Below are 21,109 nucleotides of genomic sequence, written 5' to 3'. Positions count from 1 at the left end.
CTATTTTCTTTTTTATAGGGGAGTCTATATGTAAAAAGGAGATGTAGAAATGGAATGGCTATCAGTAATTGGCCGGACGATGCTGCTGTATATTATCATTTTAATTATCTTTCGTCTTATGGGTAAACGTGAAATAGGAGAATTAAGTGTATTAGATTTAGTCGTATTCATTATGCTTGGTGAAATGGCTGTAGTCGCAATTGAAAATACGGATAAATCACTTTGGCATCAATTAGTCCCGATGGTCTTTCTTATGTGTATACAGATCATTTTGTCTGTCATTTCTTTAAAGTTTCAACGATTTCGGCATTTAATAGAAGGCGAACCAGCAATCATTATTAATGCTGGAAAAATTGATGAAAAAAAGATGAGAAACCAGCGATATAATATAGATGATTTAATGATGCAATTAAGAGAGCAGGGAGTCGGAGATATTAGGGATGTAGAATATGCTATTTTAGAACCATCTGGGAAGTTATCTGTTTTTCAAAAACAAAAAGGCGGGCAGGATGCATTGCAGTTTACTCTTCCGCTTATTATTGATGGAGAAATTCAATCTAGTCATTTACAAATGATTGAACATACAGATGAATGGCTTATTGGGAAATTAAAAAACTTAGGTTATAACGATACAACACAAATTTTATACTGTAGCTTTCAAAATGGACAATTTTTTGTTGATTCGAAAGAAAGCTAGAGGCTTACTATACGACATAGTAAGCCCGTTCACTTCAAAAATGAAAGCTTTCGAATGATAGGAAGGCGGCTTAACTCTTCTTTTCGAATGAGTTTGAAAATGAAGAGGAGCACAATATAAACGAGTGTTGTTAAAGTGATTTCCCATAATGTTTGTATGCCAAGTGAATGAGAGAAAACTATATACTTATGAAGGTAAAAACCGAAGGAGCCTGCGATACCGATAGCAAGTCCGCCGAAAATATAGTCTTTTGCGTAAATGGTAAATGTAATTTTCTTTAAAACAGTAGCATAATGAAGAAATGTTACCGTTACGATATTTGCTGCAATTGCAAGGGCAACCCCCATCATTTGAAACTCTGGCCTTGAGGCTAGTACGAAAATAACAATTAATTTCACGATTGCACCAATAAACGTATTCATCATGGCCGCACGTGCTAAGTTTAAAGCTTGTAAGACAGAGGTAAGTGGACTTTGAAAATAATGAAATAAAAAGCAAGGTGCAAGAAGCTGGATGAACGCTGTTGCACTATCCGATCCATACATAAGAGTTAAAACAGGAGAAGCAAATACGTATAATATAACGACTGACCACCCGCCAGTAATGAGTGAGATTCGAAGAGCTTGTTGTAAGCGGTGTTCTACTAATTTATGTTGTCTTTTTGCCATTGCCTCGCTAATAGATGGAACGAGTGCTGTCGAAAGAGCGTATGTAATAAAGGCTGGTAGTGAAAGAAGCGGGAATGCATACCCGTTTAATATACCGTATTGCTGAGTTGCGACGGAGGCAGCAACGCCGGCAATCGCTAAGCTTTGCATAACGACGATAGGTTCAAAAAAATAGGAAACGGAACCGATTAAACGACTTCCTGTAGTTGGAAGTGCAATATCCATAAGAGAATAAAATGTCCCCTTGCTTTCCTTTACGGTAGTGAAAAATCCAGAGCGTATAGATAAATGTTTTTCACGCTGGAATAAAGTGAGTAAAAATAATAACGATGCCACTTCACCGAGAACGGCTGATAACATAGCACCAGCTGCAGCATATTCTACGCCGTAAGGTAAAAATAATTGAATACATATAGCGATAATTGTAATGCGGACAATTTGTTCTATCACTTGGGCGTAAGCGCTAGGTTTCATATTTTGTTTCCCTTGGAAATAGCCACGTAAAACAGAAGAAACAGCAATAACAGGAACGACAGGCAAAATGGCCATTAATGGATAGTACGTTCGTTCATCAGTTAATAATGTTTTTGCTAAAATAGGTGTGAGGAGCATAATTCCAATTGTTAAAATGATACTAATAACAGATGTAACAGCTAATGATACTGTTAATATTTTTTTAACTTTTTGTTTATCATTCACAGCTTCTGCTTCTGCTACAAATTTTGCGATTGCGACAGGAAGACCGATTTGTGTTAATGTAATTGCTAGAATAAATGTAGGGACGGCCATCATATAAAGGCCAACGCCTTCTTCTCCTAAAATACGTGCCATTACAATACGATTAATAAATCCTAGAATTTTGGTAATAAAGCCGGCTATCATTAAAATAAATGCGCCTTTTAAAAAGCTTTGTCTCGTCATGGTCTTCTCCTACCTTCTCAAAATCAGTGGAATGATTTACAATAATTTATATGCACGTACGAGACAAGAATGACAAGCATTTAAGAGAGTGCTCTTGAAAGTAGTTATTGCTGTCCATTAGAGCGGGATTAAAAGCGACTTTTCGTGCTGAAATAAGAAGGAGATGTTATATATGTTAGATAGAGAGGCTTTGGTAGAATCATACCGCGGACAGTTACAAGTCGTTTTAGAAAGTAAAGTAGAAGAGTTCCAAATGTTCGGCTACGACCGAGTAACAGATGATGACATTTGGAAGTTTCTTAAAGTGAAAAAGTGGAAGAAGATAGACAGTGACGTTAGATTGTATGAATTAGTTAATGACGTATTAACAGTAACAGCTAATGAATATATGACGTATTTAACTGTTGAAGCATATCAAGCGCCACTTTGGTCATTTGATGAATATGAAAATAAATAACCGACTGCAATTGGTTTGTTCTTCCTTTTGCAGTATAATGATAGGTATTGATAATGAGGAAATAATTATGTCTAAGATTATATATAAAGGGGGTAGTGAAGAGAGAAAACAAATAATGAAAGTGTAGGTAATGTGAAAACTTACCGGCACAGCTAGTGATGAGCTAGCAAAATTATAGAAAGGAAGTCTACTAACTAGGCGTATGCACACGTGTGAAAGTGAATCGTAAAAGATTTATTTGAAGTGTTAGTAGCGGAAAGAGGGTACATATGGCAAAGCGTGGTACGAGAATTGCCGCCTTTTTCCTCATCGTTTTATTAATCGGTGGAGTAATTGGTGCGGCAGGAAAAGACATAGCAAAAGGAATTAGTCTAGGACTAGACCTTCGCGGTGGTTTTGAAATTCTTTATGAAGTAAAACCAGCCAAAAAAGGTGATAAAATTGACCGAGAGGCACTTGTAAGTACAGTAGGTGCTCTTGAAAATCGTGTCAATGTACTCGGTGTAAGTGAACCGAACATTCAAATCGAAGGGCAGGACCGAATTCGTGTACAGCTTGCTGGTGTACAAGATCAGCAAAAAGCACGTGAAATGTTATCAACGCAAGCGAAATTAACATTCCGTGATGTAGATGACAACCTTCTTATGGATGGAACGGATTTAAAAGGCGGCGGAGCGAAGCAAACATTTGATGACCAAGGCCGTGCGAGCGTAGGCCTTACATTAAAGAGTGCTGAAAAATTCCGCGAAGTAACTGAAAAAATTTCAAAAATGCCACCACCAACGAATTTAATGGTAATTTGGCTTGATTTTGAAGAAGGAAAAGATTCGTACAAAGCAGAATCTGCAAAACCGAATCCGAAGTTCTTATCAGCAGCAACAGTAAACCAAGTGTTTAACCAAGCTGAAGTATCTATCGTAGGTGGAAACTTTACAGTTGAAAGCGCGAAACAACTTTCATCTTTATTAAATGCAGGTGCACTTCCTGTTGATTTAAAAGAAATGTATTCAACATCTGTTGGAGCGAAGTTTGGTCAACAAGCGTTAGAGCAAACAATTTTCGCTAGTGCGATTGGTATCGCTCTTATTTTCTTATTTATGCTTGTATTCTACCGTTTACCAGGACTTGTAGCGGTTATTATGTTAGGTCTATACATTTTCGTTACATTACTTGTCTTTAACTGGATGCATGCAGTTCTTACGTTGCCAGGTATTGCGGCGTTAGTGCTCGGGGTAGGTATCGCGGTTGATGCGAATATTATTACTTACGAGAGACTGAAAGAAGAGTTGAAAATTGGTAAGTCAATGATGTCGGCATTCCGTGCTGGTAACCACCGTTCATTAGCAACCATTTTAGATGCGAACATTACAACACTTGCAGCAGCTGGTGTATTATTCGTTTATGGTAATAGCTCTGTAAAAGGGTTCGCAACAAGTTTAATCGTAAGTATTTTAGTCGGTTTTATTACGAACGTATTCGGTACTCGTTTCTTACTAAGTTTACTAGTAAAGAGCCGTTACTTCGATAAAAAACCAGGATACTTTGGTGTGAAGCAAAAGGATATTATTCCATTAACAAAAGGTGTAGTACATCCACCAACGAAATTTGATCGTATTAATTTCGTAAATGTCGGTCATAAATTCCTTATCTTCTCGATTGTAGTTGTAATTGCAGGTGCAATTATCTTGCCAATTTTCAAATTGAATCTTGGTATTGACTTTGCGAGTGGTACACGTATCGACTTGCAATCAAAACAAGCAGTTACTGTGTCTGATGTTCATAAAGATTTTAAAGAATTGAACATTGACGTGAAGGAAGAAAATATTGTACCGACTGGAGATGACAATAAAGGATTCGCAGTTCGTACATTAGGTGTTCTATCAAAAGATGAAATTGCGAAAACAAAAACATTCTTCCATGATAAATATGGTACAGATCCAAACGTAAGTACAGTTTCACCAACAATCGGGAAAGAGATTGCACGAAATGCATTTATCGCAGTATTAATTGCTTCTGCGGTTATCATTTTATACGTAAGTATTCGATTCCGATTTACGTATGCATTATCTGCAGTGCTTGCATTATTACATGATGCATTCGTTATGATTGTTATATTTAGTATTTTCCAGTTAGAGGTAGACTTAACGTTTATCGCTGCGGTATTAACAATCATTGGTTATTCTATTAATGACTCGATCGTTACATTTGATAGAAACCGTGAATTATACAAACAGAAAAAACGAGTACGTGATATAAAAGACTTAGAAGAGATCGTAAATGCAAGTATTCGTCAAACGCTTGGTCGTTCGATTAATACCGTATTAACAGTGCTATTCCCAGTAATTGCATTGCTTATCTTCGGTAGTGAGTCACTACGTAACTTCTCGTTTGCGTTACTTGTTGGATTAGTTGTAGGTACGTATTCTTCTGTTTTCGTTGCTTCTCAAATTTGGTTAATGCTTGAAAACCGTCGTTTGAAAAAGGGCAAAAACAAGAAAAAGGTTGAGAAAGTAGAATCTGAACCGCAAGTATAGAAAAGATGATGTCTCTTTATGAGGCATCTCTTTTTTCGTTTGTGGATACAATAAGATAGTTACTTTGAAATGATGAAATGGAAGAAAGTGGTGATGTTATCGCTGTTTTTGTTACAATAAAAAGATAGGTTAAGAAAAGAAGGGATTTTAATGATGGAAAAAGATGAACGTTTTAAACAGGCCGAGTTTGGTGCTATTGTCGGGATCGTTGGTAATATTATATTAGCGATTATAAAGGCGGTAATTGGTTATATTGGGAACAGTAAAGCGCTATTAGCAGATGCGGTGCATTCTGCATCAGATGTAATTGGTTCGCTAGCTGTACTGTTTGGGTTACGAGCAGCAAAGCAGCCGCCCGATGAAGATCATCCGTATGGTCATGGTAAAGCGGAATCGATTTCAGCGATTATTGTTGCAGTATTATTATTTATTGTGGGAATCGAGATAGCGATTTCGTCCATAAAAGCTTTTTCGCAGGAACTAGAACCACCGAAAGGGATTACAATTTTTGCTGTCGTTCTTTCAATTATCGTGAAAGAGGGAATGTTTCAATATAAATTCCGATTAGGGAAAAGGGTAAATAGTGATGCAATTATTGCAAATGCATATGAGCACCGTTCAGATGTGTTTTCTTCAATTGCAGCTTTAATCGGTATTTGTGCAGCGATTATTGGTGGTAAGTTCGGGTTAGATTGGCTTGTATATGCCGATCCAATTGCAGGATTATTTGTTTCACTTCTTGTTGCAAAAATGGCATGGAGTATTGGGGCAGAAGCAATTCATGCAACGCTTGATCATGTTCTTCATGAGGAAGATGTTGTTCCGCTTAGAGAAGCAGTACTTCAAATAGATGGTGTGAAAAAAATCGGTTCGTTATATGCGAGGGAGCATGGTCATTACGTTATTGTAGATATTAAAGTTTCTGTAGATCCATATATTACTGTAGAAGAAGGGCATCGCATTGGAAAGCATGTGAAAGAAACGCTTATGCTGCAAGATAACGTACAAAATGTATTTGTACATATAAATCCGTATTCTCCAAATTAAACATTAGTAACATTTTAGTATACAGATATTACATCGTAGTTTGCATGATATTGTCACCCCTTAATCTGTCTTGTATAATGAACAGGTTAAGGGGTGATTTCGTGTTACAACCGAAGACGCGTTGGAAAGAAAAAGAATATAATAGCGAGCGAGTGAGTGAATTAGCAAGTAAATTACAATTATCACCACTTGTCGTTTCGTTATTCCTCGGTAGAGGACTAGATACAGAAGATAAGATTTTAGATTTTTTAAATACAGAAAATCAAGAATTTCATGATCCATTTTTATTAGAAGGAATGGATAGAACGGTAGAACGTGTAAATAAGGCGATTCAAAATGGAGAGCAAATATTAATATTTGGTGACTACGATGCGGACGGAGTAAGTAGTACAACTGTTTTATATATTGCCTTACAAGAATTAGGTGCAGACGTAGAATTTTATATCCCAAACCGTTTTACAGAAGGTTATGGACCGAATGAAGAAGCATTTCGTTGGGCGCATAGCGCAGGATTTTCACTCATTATTACTGTCGATACTGGTATCGCAGCTGTACATGAAGCGAAGGTAGCGAAGGAACTTGGGATAGATCTAATTATTACAGATCACCATGAGCCACCACCACAATTGCCAGAAGCACTTGCGATTATTCACCCGAAATTAGATGGCGGTGTGTATCCGTTTCACTATTTAGCGGGCGTTGGTGTTGCGTTTAAAGTTGCACATGCACTACTGGGCCGTGTACCAGAACATTTATTAGAAATTGCAGTAATTGGTACGGTAGCCGATTTAGTATCACTTCACGGTGAGAATAGATTGCTAGTGAAGCGCGGTTTAAAACATATGCGCATGACGAAAAATATCGGACTAAAGGCGCTATTTAAAGTTGCTAACGTTTCGCAAAGTGAAATTACAGAAGAGAGCATTGGCTTCTCAATCGCACCTCGTATTAATGCAGTTGGACGTTTAGAAGATGCTACGCCGGCTGTACATCTTTTATTATCAGAGGATCCCGAAGAAGCGAAAGAGCTGGCTGAAGAAATTGATGAGCTGAACAAACTGCGAAAAGATATTGTAAAGCAAATTACAGAAGAAGCTATCGCTGAAGTGGAAACGAATTTTCCGCCTGAAGACAATAAAGTATTAGTGCTTGCAAAAGAAGGATGGAATCCAGGTGTAATTGGAATTGTCGCTTCTAAATTAGTTGAACGTTTTTATCGTCCAACGATTGTATTATGCATTGATCCTGTAAAAGAAACTGCAAAAGGTTCAGCGCGTAGTATTGCAGGATTTGATTTGTTTGCAAACTTGTCAGATTGTAGAGAGTTATTGCCACACTTCGGAGGACATCCGATGGCAGCGGGAATGACGCTACATATGAATGATGTAGATGAATTACGCCGCCGTTTAAATGAACAGGCAGATACAATTTTAACAGAAGAAGATTTTATTCCAATTACAGCTGTCGATGCCTTTTGCAAAGTGGAGGACGTAACACTTGCAGCGATTGAAGATATGCAAAAGTTAGCGCCATTTGGTGTTGGAAATCCAAAGCCACGTATTGCGGTGAAAGATGCGGAGTTAGAAAGTATTCGTGCAATCGGATCAGATGGTTCTCATTTAAAGATGTCTCTTCGTGATGGACAAGCAACATTGGATACAATTGGATTCGGTTTTGGCGCATATGCGAAAGAAATTTCTCCAGTTGCAAAAGTATCTGTAATAGGAGAAGCGTCTATTAATGAATGGAATAATTTTAAGAAGCCGCAATTAATGGTGCAAGATATTGCTGTAGAGGCATGGCAATTATTTGATTGGCGTAGTATGCGTAACGTAGAAGCAAATTTAGCAGAACTTCCGAAAGAAAAAATCACGATGTTGTATTTTTCTAAAGAGGTATTGAATAAATTTTCTTTAGAAGACTATAAAGAGCATATGATGCATGCATCAGAAGTAACCGAGTTAGATGAGCAATACATCGTATTACTTGATTTACCAAAAGGAACAGATGAATTACGAGATCTATTTAAAGTTGGGTTCCCATCGCGAATCTATACGCTATTTTATCAAGAGAATAATCATTTATTTAGCACTGTTCCAACGAGGGATCACTTTAAATGGTACTATTCATTCTTGAGCCAAAAATCACCATTTTCTTTAAGACAATATGGAGAACAACTATGTCAACATAAAGGTTGGTCAAAAGATACAGTAAATTTCATGACACAGGTGTTTTTTGAGTTAGAATTTGTTACAATAAAAGATGGCGTCATTTTTATGGCAGACAAAAAACAAAAGCGTGATTTAATTGAATCGAACACATATCGTGAGAAAATGAACCACTTACAATTAGAAAAAGAATTGGTTTATAGCACATATCAGCAACTATATACATGGTTTGAAACGATTCGTAATCATAAAGAAGTAGAACAGTTAGGGTAAAGGATTTGTATTTACAAACCTTTTAGATCTGAGGAGGATTCAGAAATATGGATTTCAAGCAACATATCGCAATTGTACCGGATTATCCAAAAGAAGGTATTGTGTTTAAAGACATTACACCGTTAATGAACGACGGTAAAGCATACAAAGCAGCAACAGATGCAATCGTTGAGTATGCAAAAGAGAGAGACATCGATCTTGTAGTAGGACCAGAAGCTCGTGGTTTCATTATCGGTTGCCCAGTTTCTTATGCATTAGAAGTAGGATTTGCGCCAGTTCGTAAATTAGGAAAATTACCACGTGAAGTAATTACAGTTGACTACGGTAAAGAATATGGTAAAGATGTTTTAACGATCCATAAAGATGCAATTAAACCAGGTCAACGCGTATTAATTACAGATGACTTATTAGCTACAGGTGGAACAATTGAAGCGACAATTAAGTTAGTTGAAGAGCTAGGCGGAGTTGTAGCAGGAATTGCATTCTTAGTAGAACTTACTTACTTAGATGGTCGTAAAATGTTAGATGGTTACGATGTATTAGTATTAGAAAAATACTAATCACTATATAGGTAAAACTACGGTGATAAAAAGTACCCGTGAATCTCTTGGAGAGGAGCGGGTACTTTTGTATAATTGAACAAAAAATTATAGTGAAATGTCAGTAAAATCTTTTCCTTTTCACAATTCACAATCATTGGGTTATAATGATAGAATATAATTTATTCTATTTAATAAAGATAAAGTCAATTTTCAATAAAAGGTGATTCGATGGCAAATGAGCAGGTACTAACAGCTGAACAGGTACTCGAGAAAGCAAGTCAATATTTAGTGGATGAAGATATTGAGCTAGTAGCACGTGCCTATGAATATGCACGCGATGCGCATAGCGAACAATACAGAAAATCGGGTGAACCATACATTATTCATCCAATTCAAGTTGCAGGTATTTTAGTTGATTTACACATGGATCCAGCTACAGTATCAGCAGGTTTCTTACATGATGTAGTAGAAGATACAGAGATTACATTAGAAGATATTGAACGGGAATTTAATAAAGAAATTGCTATGCTTGTTGATGGTGTGACAAAGCTTGGAAAGATTAAATATAAATCTCATGAGCAACAACAAGCAGAAAACCATCGCAAAATGTTTATTGCAATGGCTCAAGATATTCGAGTTATTTTAATTAAACTAGCCGATCGTCTTCATAACATGCGTACATTGAAACATTTGCCTCAAGAGAAGCAGCGTCGCATTGCGAATGAAACGTTAGAAATCTTTGCACCTTTAGCACATAGACTCGGAATTAGTACTATTAAATGGGAGCTAGAGGATACTTCACTTCGCTACTTAAATCCACAGCAATATTATCGTATTGTAAATTTAATGAAGCGTAAACGTGCAGAACGTGAAGAGTATTTAGAGGAAGTAATGACTGGTATTCGTGAGAAATTAGATGAAGTTGCAATTCAACCTGAAATTTCTGGAAGACCAAAACATATTTACAGCATTTATCGTAAAATGGCACTGCAAAATAAACAGTTCAATGAAATTTACGATTTATTAGCTGTACGTGTCGTTGTAAATAGTATTAAAGATTGTTATGCAGTACTTGGAATTATTCATACGTGCTGGAAGCCGATGCCAGGTCGTTTTAAAGATTATATTGCAATGCCGAAAGCAAACCTATATCAATCTCTTCATACGACTGTAATTGGGCCGAAAGGTGATCCGCTTGAAGTGCAAATTCGTACGAAAGAAATGCATGAGATCGCAGAATTCGGGATCGCGGCACACTGGGCGTATAAAGAAGGAAAAACAGCAGAAACAGCAGGTACATTAGAGAAGAAACTTACATGGTTCCGTCAAATATTAGAATGGCAAAATGAAGCTTCTAATGCAGAAGAGTTTATGGAGTCATTAAAAATTGATTTATTCTCTGACATGGTATTCGTCTTTACACCGAAAGGCGATGTAATGGAATTACCACTTGGATCTGTTCCAATTGACTTTGCATATCGTGTGCATTCAGAAATTGGAAATAAAACAATTGGTGCAAAAGTAAACGGGAAAATGGTGACGCTTGATTATAAATTAAAAACAGGTGACATCATTGAGATTTTAACATCGAAACATTCGTATGGACCAAGTCAAGATTGGGTGAAACTTGCTCAAACATCTCATGCAAAAAACAAAATACGTCAGTTCTTTAAGAAACAACGTAGAGATGAAAATATTGAAAAAGGCCGTGAACTTGTTGAGAAAGAAGTGCGTAGCCTAGAGTATGAGATGAAAGAAGTATTAGCTCCTGATAATTTAAAACGAGTTGCTGAAAAATTCAACTTTGCAAATGAAGAAGATATGTTTGCGGCAGTTGGATATAATGGTATCACTGCATCGCAAATTGTTACGCGACTAACGGACAAGTTCCGTAAGCAACGTGAAGAAGAAGAGATTGTTGAAGTTAAAGAAGTTCGTAAACCGATGAAAATTCGAAAATGGGATTCTGGCGTTAAAGTAAGTGGTGCAGATAATTTATTAATTCGTTTATCAAAATGCTGTAACCCAGTACCTGGTGATGATATCGTTGGGTATATTACGAAAGGCCGAGGCGTATCGATTCACCGCCGTGACTGTGTAAATGTTCATACAGAAGAAGCTATAGAACGTTTATTAGAAGTAGAGTGGGAAGGTAGCCCTGAAAAAGAAATTGAGTATAACGTTGATATTGAAATTTCAGGTTACGATCGTCGTGGTTTATTAAACGAAGTATTACAAGCTGTTACAGAGACGAAAACGTACATTTCGGCAGTTTCTGGTAGAAGTGACCGTAATAAGATGGCGACAATTAATATGTCAATCTCTATTCGTAACTTACAGCACTTGAAAAAAGTAGTAGAACGCATTAAACGTGTTCCAGAAATTTATGCAGTACGACGCATGATGCATTAATAGGGAGTGTAGAAAAGATGAGAGTTGTTTTACAACGATCAAAGGAAGCGTCTGTCACAGTAGACGGTGAGATCGTAGGACAAATTCCGTTCGGTTTAACATTACTAGTTGGCATTACGCATGAAGATACAGAAAAAGATGCAACTTACATCGCAGAAAAAATTGCGAACTTACGTATTTTTGAAGATGAGAGCGGAAAGATGAACCATTCTGTACTCGATGTAGAAGGACAAGTTCTATCCATTTCGCAATTCACATTATACGGAGATTGCCGCAAGGGAAGACGTCCAAACTTTATGGATGCTGCCAAACCTGACTATGCAGAGCGTTTATATGATTTCTTTAATGAAGAAGTACGTAAGCAAGGATTGCATGTAGAAACAGGGAAGTTCGGGGCAATGATGGATGTTTCTTTAATCAATGATGGTCCGGTGACCTTAATTGTAGAAAGTAAATAGTGCTGCTGAAGAAGAGAGGGGATGAGCCCCTCTCTTCTTTTGTGGTTTTTAATGGTATATTTTGCTAGTTATTGTTATGATAGTTAAGAAAATAAACGATATAATCGGGGGATTATGGGAGGGAAATCTTATGGAAACATTTGTACTCGTTCATGGAGCATGGGATGGCGGTTATGTTTGGAAAAAACTAGCTAAACTTTTAAGGGAAGAGGGTCATAGTGTATATACTCCTACATTAACTGGACTTGGGGAACGAACACATCTTATGCAACCTAATATAGGGCTGAAAACATTTATTCAAGACATTGTTAATACTATTAAATATGAGGGTCTAAGAGATGTAATTTTAGTAGGGCATAGTTATTCTGGTATGGTAATTACAGGTGTAGCAGAAGAGATTCCTGAGTTTATTAAAGAGCTAGTATATGTGGATGCAATGCTTCCGGAAAATGGTGATTCTGTTATGGATATTTCTGGACCGGAAATGGCCGCACATTTTATAGAAGAAGTAAAAGTACACGGGGAAGGATGGCGTGTTCTTCCTAGAAATACAACAGATGAAAAAAAATCAGCGATGTCATTGTTGGCTTTTACACAATCGGTTGAAATAAAAAACTCTAAAGCACAACTTATACCGCATATATACGTAGAAGTAAAGGATAATCCAGAACATTGGCCAATGACGCCTATCTTTTTAGAATCAGCAAAAAAAGCAAGGGAAAGAAAATGGGAAGTTTTTTCTATTGAAGTTGGTGGGCATTGGGTAATGGAAACTAATCCAGAGGCGTTGGTTCGTATATTGAATCAGAGTGTAGAAGTGTAGAAGTAGTTTAATGTATGCTTTACTTCCTATAGAAGAATTGGAAGCATCATATGCTAGCAAGTGGACTAGCTCATTGTTATAAATCCAATACTAATGTTTATTTTGAGTCAATAGCTTTTTCGTTTATGTATAACTCTCTAATCAATATGGAACAATAAAAAGTAAAACATCCATATTGAATGTGAGGGATATACGTATGCGCATGAATGAAAAAGGGCATTCTGTTACAAATGGTGCAAATCAACTGTTTAACGTAAATTTTCATGATTTTATTTCAAAAGAGCAAAACAATACTTCGATGGAGCTTGCTTCTGAGTTTGGGATTTCTCTTCAAGATGTAAAGCGTCTAAAGAAGCAGATTGAACGCTCTTAGAGCACTTGACAATCCTACTGAACAAACGTATAGTAATTTTATATTTACATATGAATATAACCTTTGATAGAGAAGAGTAAATGAGACACACATGGAAAGAGAAGAAATGTCTTAGGCTGAAAACATTTCTACATGATGACTGATTGAATGACACTCTAGAGGTTTCAACTTGAACGGCGTATACGCTTAGTAGGGATGAACGCACATTTAAGCGTTATTAAAAAAGTGGAAGCATACGTGCTTCAATTAGGGTGGCACCACGGGTATAATACTCTCGTCCCTACTGTTCAAACAGTAGAGGCGGGAGTTTTTTTATTTTTATTAAGATTAAAACAATTTGAGGAGGAACTGAATATGTCTATTCAAATCCCACGCGGAACGCAAGATATTCTTCCAGGTACTGTTGAGTTATGGCAGTATATCGAAGGGCAAGCACGCGAAATTTGCCGTCGTTACAATTACAAAGAAATTCGTACACCAATTTTTGAACACACTGAGCTATTTTTACGTGGTGTTGGTGATACGACAGATATCGTACAAAAAGAAATGTACTCATTCCAAGATCGTGGAGAGCGTAGTTTAACATTACGTCCAGAAGGTACTGCACCTGTTGTACGTTCTTACGTTGAAAATAAAATGTTCGGTGACGCAACACAACCGACGAAATTATACTATATCGGCCAAATGTTCCGTTACGAAAGACCACAAGCAGGTCGCTATCGTCAATTCGTACAATTTGGTATTGAAGCAATCGGCAGTAACGATCCTGCAATTGATGCAGAAGTAATTGCACTTGCTGTAGAGTTTTACCGCGGCATGGGCTTAAAAAATATTAAAGTTGTATTAAACAGCTTAGGTGATGCAGCAAGCCGTCAAGCACACCGTGATGCGTTAATTGCACACTTCGAGCCACGTATCGGTGAGTTCTGTTCTGACTGTCAATCTCGTTTAGAAAAGAACCCTCTTCGTATTTTAGATTGTAAGAAGGACCGTAACCATGAATTAATGGGACCGGCACCATCTATTACAGAATACTTAAACGAAGATTCAGCAGTATACTACGAAAAAGTTCAAGAACTATTAACGATGATGGATGTTCCATTTGAAAAAGATCCGAACTTAGTACGTGGTTTAGACTACTACCAACACACTGTATTTGAAATTATGAGTGAGGCAGAAGGTTTCGGTGCTATTACTACATTAAGCGGTGGTGGACGTTACAACGGACTTGTACAAGAAATCGGTGGACCAGAAATGCCAGGTATCGGTTTTGCGATGAGTATTGAACGTTTAATTATGGCGCTAAAAGCTGAAAACATTGAATTGCCAATCGAACATAGCATTGATTGTTACGTTGTAGCGCTTGGTGAAAAAGCAAAAGACCATGCTGCGAAAGTTGCGTTTGATCTTCGTAAAGCTGGATTATCAGTTGAAAAAGATTATTTAGATCGCAAAATGAAAGCACAATTTAAATCAGCAGATCGTCTAAAAGCGAAATTTGTAGCTGTATTAGGGGAAGATGAGCTAGATAAAGGCATCATTAACTTAAAAGATATGGCAACAGGCGAACAAGAAGAAGTGGCGTTAGATGTATTTGCTTCATACGTAGCAGAGAAATTAATATAGGGGGAACTTACAGTGGCTGAAAGAACACATGCATGTGGAAAAGTAACAGTAGAAGCAGTTGGACAAACAGTTCAATTAAAAGGTTGGGTACAAAAACGCCGTGATTTAGGTGGATTAATCTTTATCGACTTACGTGACCGTACAGGTATCGTACAAGTTGTATTTAACCCAGAAACATCAAAAGAGGCGCTAGAAGTAGCAGAAACAATTCGTAGCGAATACGTATTACACGTAGAAGGTACAGTTGTTGAGCGTGGTGAAGGCGCAATTAATGACAATATGGCAACTGGTCGTATTGAAGTACAAGCAACAAAGGTAAACGTATTAAACGCAGCGAAAACAACGCCAATCATTATCGCTGATGATACAGATGCATCAGAAGATGTGCGTTTAAAATATCGTTACTTAGACTTACGTCGTCCTGTAATGTTCAACACATTCAAAATGCGTCATGACGTAACAAAAACAATTCGTAACTTCTTAGATACAGAAGAGTTCCTAGAAGTGGAAACACCAATTTTAACGAAGAGCACGCCAGAAGGCGCTCGTGATTATTTAGTACCAAGCCGTGTGCATGACGGTGAATTTTATGCATTACCACAATCTCCACAGCTATTTAAACAGCTTCTTATGGTCGGTGGATTTGAGCGTTACTATCAAGTAGCACGTTGTTTCCGTGACGAAGATTTACGTGCGGATCGTCAACCAGAATTCACGCAAATCGATATCGAGGCTTCATTCTTAACACAAGATGAAATTTTAGATATGATGGAGCGCATGATGACGAAAGTTATGAAGGATGCAAAAGGTGTAGAAGTTAGCGCACCATTCCCTCGTATGAAATATGCTGATGCAATGGCTCGTTACGGTTCTGATAAACCAGATACACGTTTTGAAATGGAACTAACAGACTTATCTGAATTTGCAGCAGGCTGTGGCTTTAAAGTATTTACAAGTGCTGTAGAAAGCGGCGGACAAGTAAAAGCAATTAATGCAAAAGGTGCTGCGAGCAAATACTCTCGTAAAGACATTGATGCATTAACTGAATTCGTAAAAGTATACGGTGCAAAAGGTTTAGCTTGGCTTAAAGTGGAAGAAGACGGTTTAAAAGGACCAATCGCGAAATTCTTCGGTGAAGAAGATGCAAATGTGTTAATGACTACACTAGAAGCTACTGCTGGCGACTTATTATTATTCGTAGCAGATAAGAAGAGCGTTGTTGCAGACAGCTTAGGTGCACTTCGTTTACGTCTAGGTAAAGAGCTTGAGTTAATTGATGAAAGTAAATTTAACTTCCTATGGGTAACGGATTGGCCACTTCTTGAGTACGATGAAGATGCAGATCGTTACTTCGCAGCTCACCACCCATTCACAATGCCATTCCGTGAAGATGTTGAGCTATTAGAAACAGCACCAGAAAAAGCACGTGCGCAAGCATATGACCTTGTATTAAACGGTTATGAGCTTGGTGGTGGATCACTTCGTATTTACGAGCGTGACGTACAAGAAAAAATGTTCAAAGCACTTGGATTCTCACAAGAAGAAGCGCAAGAGCAATTCGGATTCTTATTAGAAGCATTCGAATACGGTACTCCACCACACGGTGGTATTGCATTAGGTTTAGACCGTCTTGTTATGTTACTTGCAGGTCGTACGAACCTTCGCGACACAATTGCATTCCCGAAAACAGCAAGCGCAAGCTGCTTATTAACAGAAGCTCCAAGCCCAGTTGCAGAAGCACAGCTTGAAGAACTGAACTTAAAGTTGAACGTGAAAGAAGAGAAGTAAGAAAAAAGTCTAGATGGTTATACTATAGCCGTCTAGACTTTTTTTGAGAGGTTGTTTAAAAAGTCCGGTTCAGATGGCTGTCGCATCTCGTCGTTACGTATGCTAGTCCGGTGCTCGAGTAGTAACGCTACACTGCGCTCCTCCTAGCATACGTGCCTCGATCTGCTCGGCCCTCTGGATCCTCCTTTTTAAACGTGTATTGGAAGGAAGTTTAAAAAGTCCGGTTTACACTATGTTTTCATTCTCGAAATATGTATTTTTAGGAATTCTATAACTTTTTCTATACAAATAGTCGGAAAAACGCTAGAATACATGGTAGACCATTTTTGTAATAGGAGTGTAGAGCTGAATGTTACATCAATTTTCACGTAATGAATTAGCCTTCGGTAAAGAAGGACTTGAAATATTAAAAAATAGTACAGTCGGTATTTTAGGAATTGGCGGCGTAGGTTCTTTTGCAGCTGAAGCGTTAGCGCGTTCTGGAGTTGGGCGTCTCGTATTAGTAGATAAAGATGTTGTAGATATTACAAACGTAAACCGTCAAATTCACGCTTTAGTATCTACTGTAGGACGTTCAAAAGTAGAATTAATGAAAGAGCGTATTGCAGACATTAACCCAGAGTGTGAAGTAATTGGACTAGAAATGTTTTACACAGATGAAACATATGAAGAGTTCTTTAAGTACGGTTTAGACTTTGTAGTGGATGCATCTGATACGATTACGTTCAAAATTCATTTAATTAAACAATGTTTACGTCGTAAAATTAAAATTATCTCAAGTATGGGTGCAGCAAATAAAATGGACCCAACTCGTTTCCGTATTGCGGACATCTCTAAAACACATACAGATCCAATTGCGAAAGTCATTCGTACGAAGCTTCGTAAAGAGGGCATTAAAAAAGGTGTAAAAGTTGTCTTCTCTGACGAAAACCCAATCGTAATTCGTGAAGAAGTACGTAAAGAAATCGTACCAGACGAAAATGCAAAAATTCGTAAAGCGAAATTACCACCTTCATCAAATGCATTCGTACCATCTGTGGCAGGCTTAATTATGGCAAGTCACGTTGTACGGGAACGCATTAAAAATGTAGAAGTGAAACGTGTAGGGCAAGAATAAAATGAAAGCATATATCCATTTCGGATATATGCTTTTTTATATGTGCTAAAGAAATAGGGGTATTTGCATTGCTACTAGTTCAAATGTAAGCAAGGCCAGTAAGTAATAATCATATTTGTCTGATTTATAACCTGAGGTCTTTTTTAAACTGTGAATGGTAAAAAGACCTAACGTTAGAACGAGAATACCGAGAGTTATTTTGAAGGCTACTAATGAAATGGCAATCAGCTCCTTTCAATCGTATATGTTTATAGTAACATTTAAGTAAAAAATATCCAGTTGATTCGGGGAGTTCTTTGTATAGCAGGTTTACTTATTTTGTAAATATTTGTCGGTAAATCGATATTCCTTGTCGAATAGTCGATATAATTAAAAAATCGTTGATATATTGTAAGTTACGATAGATATATTCGAAAAATCATCGATATAATTTCATTTACCAATATGCTATCCATCGAAGAGACAAAAAAGGATGTCACTTAGCCGGAAAATTGGGCTAGGTGACATCTTTTTTAATTCTCTGCAGAATAAATAATATCTAAATTTCCATTTTGATCTGTCTTGAAAATGGGAGCGATCTGCTCTTCTTGTTCTTCAACTGAAACGAGTTTTCGAGCACGATCCATAATTCTAACGAGCATTGCATAATCTTCTTCGATTGCTTGTTGTTTTTTTGTGAGTACAGCTAATTTAGTTTCGAGCTCATCATTCGTTTTTTGCAAGGAAGTGAGCTGAGTTTGTAATACTTCATTTTCAGTTTGTAACTTTGCGAGTGAAGGATTATTGTGCTCCAAGTTTTGCAAAAACGAGATGACATTTTGCATTGTAAGTTCTTGTTTACTTGGTACAATATCTTCTGAAAACTCAGCGTCGATTACGAGTTGTTTCGTTTTTGTGAACTGATTTTTTTCTATTTTAGCTTCAGAACGCTTTAATTCTTTACGTTGTTTTTTCGCAAGCTGCACCGCATCTTCATAATTCGGCCTTACTTCAGCATTCCATCTAAAACCGCAAGCTGCGGAAGTGCGGTTTAAAGCATCGCCGACTTCATCGAATGCTTTTATTTGTGTACTGCCGCTGCGAATATGTCGTAAAACAGTTTCTGCTAAAAGGAGATCGTCTTCTTTTGTCCATGCATCTTGACGTGTTTTCATAAGCGAAGCCTCCATAATGGTGACGTTTTCGCTTATGTTACCCTTTATTTTTCGTTTTATTCGAACTTTGTAATCTTTCATATACAGTAGAAAGTGCTTGTTCAAATTTCCCTGTCGTTTTCGGTTTATAATATTGTTTGTTTTTTATTTTATCAGGTAAGTATTGTTGCTGTACCCAACCATTTGGATGGTCGTGTGGATATAAGTATCCAATGCCTCTTCCAAGTGCCTCTGCGCCTTTGTAATGACTATCTTTTAAATGACTTGGGATGTCGCCTGTTTGCCCGTTCCGTAAATCGTGTAAGGCAGCGTCAAGTGCTTTATAAGCTGAGTTTGATTTTGGTGATAGGCAAAGCTCAATAACGGCATTTGCAAGTGGTATGCGTGCCTCTGGGAATCCAACGCGTTCAGCTGATTCTATCGCGGCTAGTGTACGCGGTCCAGCTTGCGGGCTAGCAAGTCCAATATCTTCATATGCCATAATAAGAAGACGTCTACCGATGCTTTGCAGGTCACCAGCTTCAATAAGACGTGCTAAATAGTGAAGTGCTGCATTTACATCACTTCCGCGCACCGATTTTTGAAATGCTGATAATACGTCATAATGAGCATCTCCGCCTTTGTCATGAACGAAGCTCTTTTTTTGTAAGCATTCTTCGGCGATTTCCAGCGTAATTTCCGCAGCTTTGTCATCAGTTGTAAAGCTAGATAAAACAGCTAGTTCCAGTGCATTATAAGCGGAACGCATATCTCCGCCTGATGCATTTGCGAAGTGATGTAATGCTTCAGGCGTAACAGTTACATCATATTCCCCAAGACCTTTTTCTTTATCTTCAAGTGCTCGTTTTAAGCCAATTAAAAGATCATCTTCTGTTAATGCGTGTAATTCGAAGATTTGACACCGACTTCGAATAGCAGAATTAATAGCATGGAACGGATTACTCGTCGTCGCACCAATTAAGGTAAGGAGTCCACTTTCTAAATGAGGTAATAGAAAATCCTGTTTTGCTTTATCTAGACGGTGTACTTCATCTAAAATTAAAACGAGGTGTCGATGCATTTTTGCCTCTTGTACGACAACTTCCATATCTTTTTTATTATGAGTAACAGCGTTTAATAAGCGAAAAGGGGTTCCGGTACTTCCTGCAATTGCGCTCGCGATGGATGTTTTTCCAGTGCCTGGAGGGCCATATAAAATCATAGATTGAAAATGATTTGCTTGGACCATTCGCCATAAAATTTTTCCTTCACCAACTAAATGTTGTTGTCCGATAATTTCTTGAATATTTGTAGGGCGCATTCGATGTGCGAGTGGTTGTTTCATTTTTACCGTCTCCCTTAATGTATAATCTCTTTCTATCGTATCATTTTTTTTAGTGGAATTTGAAATAGGATGCTGTTTTGTGGGAAAAATGAATATGAATATTTTCATTTTTCTTTCAATTGTAATAATTTCCGAGTTTTTCAATGTGATTTTATGTTATCATTTTGATACACAAGTTGAAATTTCTTATAATACTATATTATGCTATAATTTCATAGGATTTTAAATTGTGTTCTTTTATAAATAAGATATAACCAATAGAAGTGAAAATTTGAAAAGAGGTGCAAAATAGATGAAGATTTCAACGAAAGGCCGTTACGGCTTAACAATTATGATCGATCTTGCAAAAAAGTTTGGTGAAGGTCCAATTTCCTTAAAATCAATTGCGCAGGCACATGATTTATCGGAACATTACTTAGAGCAATTAATTTCACCACTTCGTAACGCGCGTCTAGTAAAGAGTACACGCGGAGCATATGGCGGGTATGTATTATCAGATCAGCCAGCTAATATTACAGCTGGGGATGTAATCCGTGTATTAGAGGGTCCGATTAGTGTTGTAGAAATGATAGAAGAAGAAGAACCAGCACAACGCCAATTATGGATGCGTGTTCGTGATGCGGTGCAAGAAGTGTTAGATAGTACAACGTTAGAAGATTTAGTACGTTATGAGGAAGAAAATCACGGGGGCTATATGTTTTACATTTAATTCCTTGTGAAACGATTT

At 37.4% G+C, this 21,109-nt stretch carries 17 protein-coding genes and 1 other annotated feature; of the genes, 14 read left to right on the top strand and 3 right to left on the bottom strand.

Features of this window, described 5'->3' with window-relative positions; translation table 11 throughout:
* The first annotated feature begins 49 nt into the window (after positions 1-49).
* Positions 50-697: a DUF421 domain-containing protein gene (locus ACTFSI_RS04430; RefSeq protein WP_138321066.1), complete on the top strand. Its 648-nt coding sequence runs from the start codon at positions 50-52 to the stop codon at positions 695-697.
* 29 nt (positions 698-726) lie between these two features.
* On the opposite strand, the gene spoVB is transcribed toward ACTFSI_RS04430, so the two are convergent.
* A complete protein-coding gene (gene spoVB / locus ACTFSI_RS04425; RefSeq protein WP_000198281.1) occupies positions 727-2,286 on the bottom strand; it encodes a stage V sporulation protein B in 1,560 nt (519 codons plus the stop codon).
* Between the two features lie 172 nt (positions 2,287-2,458).
* Between spoVB and ACTFSI_RS04420 the strand changes: the two genes are divergently transcribed.
* The 12 genes from ACTFSI_RS04420 (at position 2,459) to ACTFSI_RS04365 (ending at position 17,904) form a co-directional block, all read left to right on the top strand.
* On the top strand, positions 2,459-2,743 hold the full coding sequence (locus ACTFSI_RS04420; RefSeq protein WP_000886980.1) for a post-transcriptional regulator: 285 nt from the start codon (positions 2,459-2,461) through the stop codon (positions 2,741-2,743).
* Positions 2,744-3,012: 269 nt separating this feature from the next.
* A complete protein-coding gene (gene secDF, locus ACTFSI_RS04415) occupies positions 3,013-5,277 on the top strand; it encodes a protein translocase subunit SecDF (RefSeq protein ID WP_138321068.1) in 2,265 nt (754 codons plus the stop codon).
* A 153-nt stretch (positions 5,278-5,430) separates the two neighbouring features.
* A complete protein-coding gene (locus ACTFSI_RS04410; RefSeq protein WP_014481757.1) occupies positions 5,431-6,324 on the top strand; it encodes a cation diffusion facilitator family transporter in 894 nt (297 codons plus the stop codon).
* A 101-nt stretch (positions 6,325-6,425) separates the two neighbouring features.
* Positions 6,426-8,765: a single-stranded-DNA-specific exonuclease RecJ gene (gene recJ / locus ACTFSI_RS04405; protein WP_070806869.1), complete on the top strand. Its 2,340-nt coding sequence runs from the start codon at positions 6,426-6,428 to the stop codon at positions 8,763-8,765.
* Between the two features lie 47 nt (positions 8,766-8,812).
* Positions 8,813-9,325, top strand: a complete 513-nt coding sequence (locus tag ACTFSI_RS04400) for an adenine phosphoribosyltransferase (protein WP_000346214.1) — start codon at positions 8,813-8,815, stop codon at positions 9,323-9,325.
* 210 nt (positions 9,326-9,535) lie between these two features.
* On the top strand, positions 9,536-11,719 hold the full coding sequence (gene relA, locus ACTFSI_RS04395) for a GTP diphosphokinase (protein WP_001262814.1): 2,184 nt from the start codon (positions 9,536-9,538) through the stop codon (positions 11,717-11,719).
* A gap of 17 nt (positions 11,720-11,736) precedes the next feature.
* The gene (locus ACTFSI_RS04390; protein ID WP_001266956.1) at positions 11,737-12,177 is read left to right on the top strand and encodes a D-tyrosyl-tRNA(Tyr) deacylase; all 441 of its coding nucleotides are present in this window, start codon (positions 11,737-11,739) and stop codon (positions 12,175-12,177) included.
* A gap of 130 nt (positions 12,178-12,307) precedes the next feature.
* Positions 12,308-13,000, top strand: coding sequence for an alpha/beta fold hydrolase (locus ACTFSI_RS04385; protein ID WP_000447392.1), 693 nt, complete (start codon positions 12,308-12,310; stop codon positions 12,998-13,000).
* A gap of 196 nt (positions 13,001-13,196) precedes the next feature.
* Complete coding sequence (locus ACTFSI_RS04380; protein ID WP_001242605.1) at positions 13,197-13,373, top strand: hypothetical protein; 177 nt, start codon at positions 13,197-13,199, stop codon at positions 13,371-13,373.
* 54 nt (positions 13,374-13,427) lie between these two features.
* Positions 13,428-13,658, top strand: a binding site (T-box leader).
* A 69-nt stretch (positions 13,659-13,727) separates the two neighbouring features.
* The gene (gene hisS / locus ACTFSI_RS04375; RefSeq protein ID WP_440045243.1) at positions 13,728-14,999 is read left to right on the top strand and encodes a histidine--tRNA ligase; all 1,272 of its coding nucleotides are present in this window, start codon (positions 13,728-13,730) and stop codon (positions 14,997-14,999) included.
* Between the two features lie 12 nt (positions 15,000-15,011).
* Positions 15,012-16,787, top strand: a complete 1,776-nt coding sequence (gene aspS / locus ACTFSI_RS04370) for an aspartate--tRNA ligase (protein ID WP_000840900.1) — start codon at positions 15,012-15,014, stop codon at positions 16,785-16,787.
* 349 nt (positions 16,788-17,136) lie between these two features.
* On the top strand, positions 17,137-17,904 hold the full coding sequence (locus ACTFSI_RS04365; protein ID WP_000903179.1) for a tRNA threonylcarbamoyladenosine dehydratase: 768 nt from the start codon (positions 17,137-17,139) through the stop codon (positions 17,902-17,904).
* Between the two features lie 512 nt (positions 17,905-18,416).
* Here the strand turns inward: ACTFSI_RS04365 and ACTFSI_RS04360 are convergent.
* Together ACTFSI_RS04360 and ACTFSI_RS04355 are read right to left on the bottom strand one after the other, a co-directional pair.
* The gene (locus ACTFSI_RS04360; protein ID WP_440045242.1) at positions 18,417-19,058 is read right to left on the bottom strand and encodes an RsfA family transcriptional regulator; all 642 of its coding nucleotides are present in this window, start codon (positions 19,056-19,058) and stop codon (positions 18,417-18,419) included.
* Between the two features lie 37 nt (positions 19,059-19,095).
* Positions 19,096-20,382 carry a replication-associated recombination protein A gene (locus tag ACTFSI_RS04355; RefSeq protein ID WP_000812933.1) on the bottom strand — a complete coding sequence of 429 codons (1,287 nt, stop codon included), beginning with the start codon at positions 20,380-20,382 and terminating at the stop codon, positions 19,096-19,098.
* A 292-nt stretch (positions 20,383-20,674) separates the two neighbouring features.
* On the opposite strand from ACTFSI_RS04355, the gene cymR reads away from it, so the two are divergent.
* Complete coding sequence (cymR, locus tag ACTFSI_RS04350) at positions 20,675-21,091, top strand: cysteine metabolism transcriptional regulator CymR (protein ID WP_000704116.1); 417 nt, start codon at positions 20,675-20,677, stop codon at positions 21,089-21,091.
* The last annotated feature ends 18 nt before the right edge of the window (positions 21,092-21,109 follow it).

Origin of the sequence: Bacillus cereus group sp. MYBK101-2, from assembly GCF_051918845.1 — a bacterium.
GTDB classification, from domain to species: domain Bacteria; phylum Bacillota; class Bacilli; order Bacillales; family Bacillaceae_G; genus Bacillus_A; species Bacillus_A paranthracis.
Note: the sequence above shows the minus strand (reverse complement) of the source record. Positions and strands in the feature narration are given on the sequence as shown.

What these genes read in the sequence shown, in the direction of transcription:
- ACTFSI_RS04430 (WP_138321066.1), top strand. Translation starts at nt 50, where the DNA reads ATGGAATGGCTATCAGTAATTGGCCGGACGATGCTGCTGTATATTATC.
- spoVB (WP_000198281.1), bottom strand. Translation starts at nt 2,286, where the DNA reads ATGACGAGACAAAGCTTTTTAAAAGGCGCATTTATTTTAATGATAGCC.
- ACTFSI_RS04420 (WP_000886980.1), top strand. Translation starts at nt 2,459, where the DNA reads ATGTTAGATAGAGAGGCTTTGGTAGAATCATACCGCGGACAGTTACAA.
- secDF (WP_138321068.1), top strand. Translation starts at nt 3,013, where the DNA reads ATGGCAAAGCGTGGTACGAGAATTGCCGCCTTTTTCCTCATCGTTTTA.
- ACTFSI_RS04410 (WP_014481757.1), top strand. Translation starts at nt 5,431, where the DNA reads ATGGAAAAAGATGAACGTTTTAAACAGGCCGAGTTTGGTGCTATTGTC.
- ACTFSI_RS04400 (WP_000346214.1), top strand. Translation starts at nt 8,813, where the DNA reads ATGGATTTCAAGCAACATATCGCAATTGTACCGGATTATCCAAAAGAA.
- relA (WP_001262814.1), top strand. Translation starts at nt 9,536, where the DNA reads ATGGCAAATGAGCAGGTACTAACAGCTGAACAGGTACTCGAGAAAGCA.
- ACTFSI_RS04390 (WP_001266956.1), top strand. Translation starts at nt 11,737, where the DNA reads ATGAGAGTTGTTTTACAACGATCAAAGGAAGCGTCTGTCACAGTAGAC.
- ACTFSI_RS04385 (WP_000447392.1), top strand. Translation starts at nt 12,308, where the DNA reads ATGGAAACATTTGTACTCGTTCATGGAGCATGGGATGGCGGTTATGTT.
- ACTFSI_RS04380 (WP_001242605.1), top strand. Translation starts at nt 13,197, where the DNA reads ATGCGCATGAATGAAAAAGGGCATTCTGTTACAAATGGTGCAAATCAA.
- hisS (WP_440045243.1), top strand. Translation starts at nt 13,728, where the DNA reads ATGTCTATTCAAATCCCACGCGGAACGCAAGATATTCTTCCAGGTACT.
- ACTFSI_RS04365 (WP_000903179.1), top strand. Translation starts at nt 17,137, where the DNA reads ATGTTACATCAATTTTCACGTAATGAATTAGCCTTCGGTAAAGAAGGA.
- ACTFSI_RS04360 (WP_440045242.1), bottom strand. Translation starts at nt 19,058, where the DNA reads ATGAAAACACGTCAAGATGCATGGACAAAAGAAGACGATCTCCTTTTA.
- ACTFSI_RS04355 (WP_000812933.1), bottom strand. Translation starts at nt 20,382, where the DNA reads ATGAAACAACCACTCGCACATCGAATGCGCCCTACAAATATTCAAGAA.
- cymR (WP_000704116.1), top strand. Translation starts at nt 20,675, where the DNA reads ATGAAGATTTCAACGAAAGGCCGTTACGGCTTAACAATTATGATCGAT.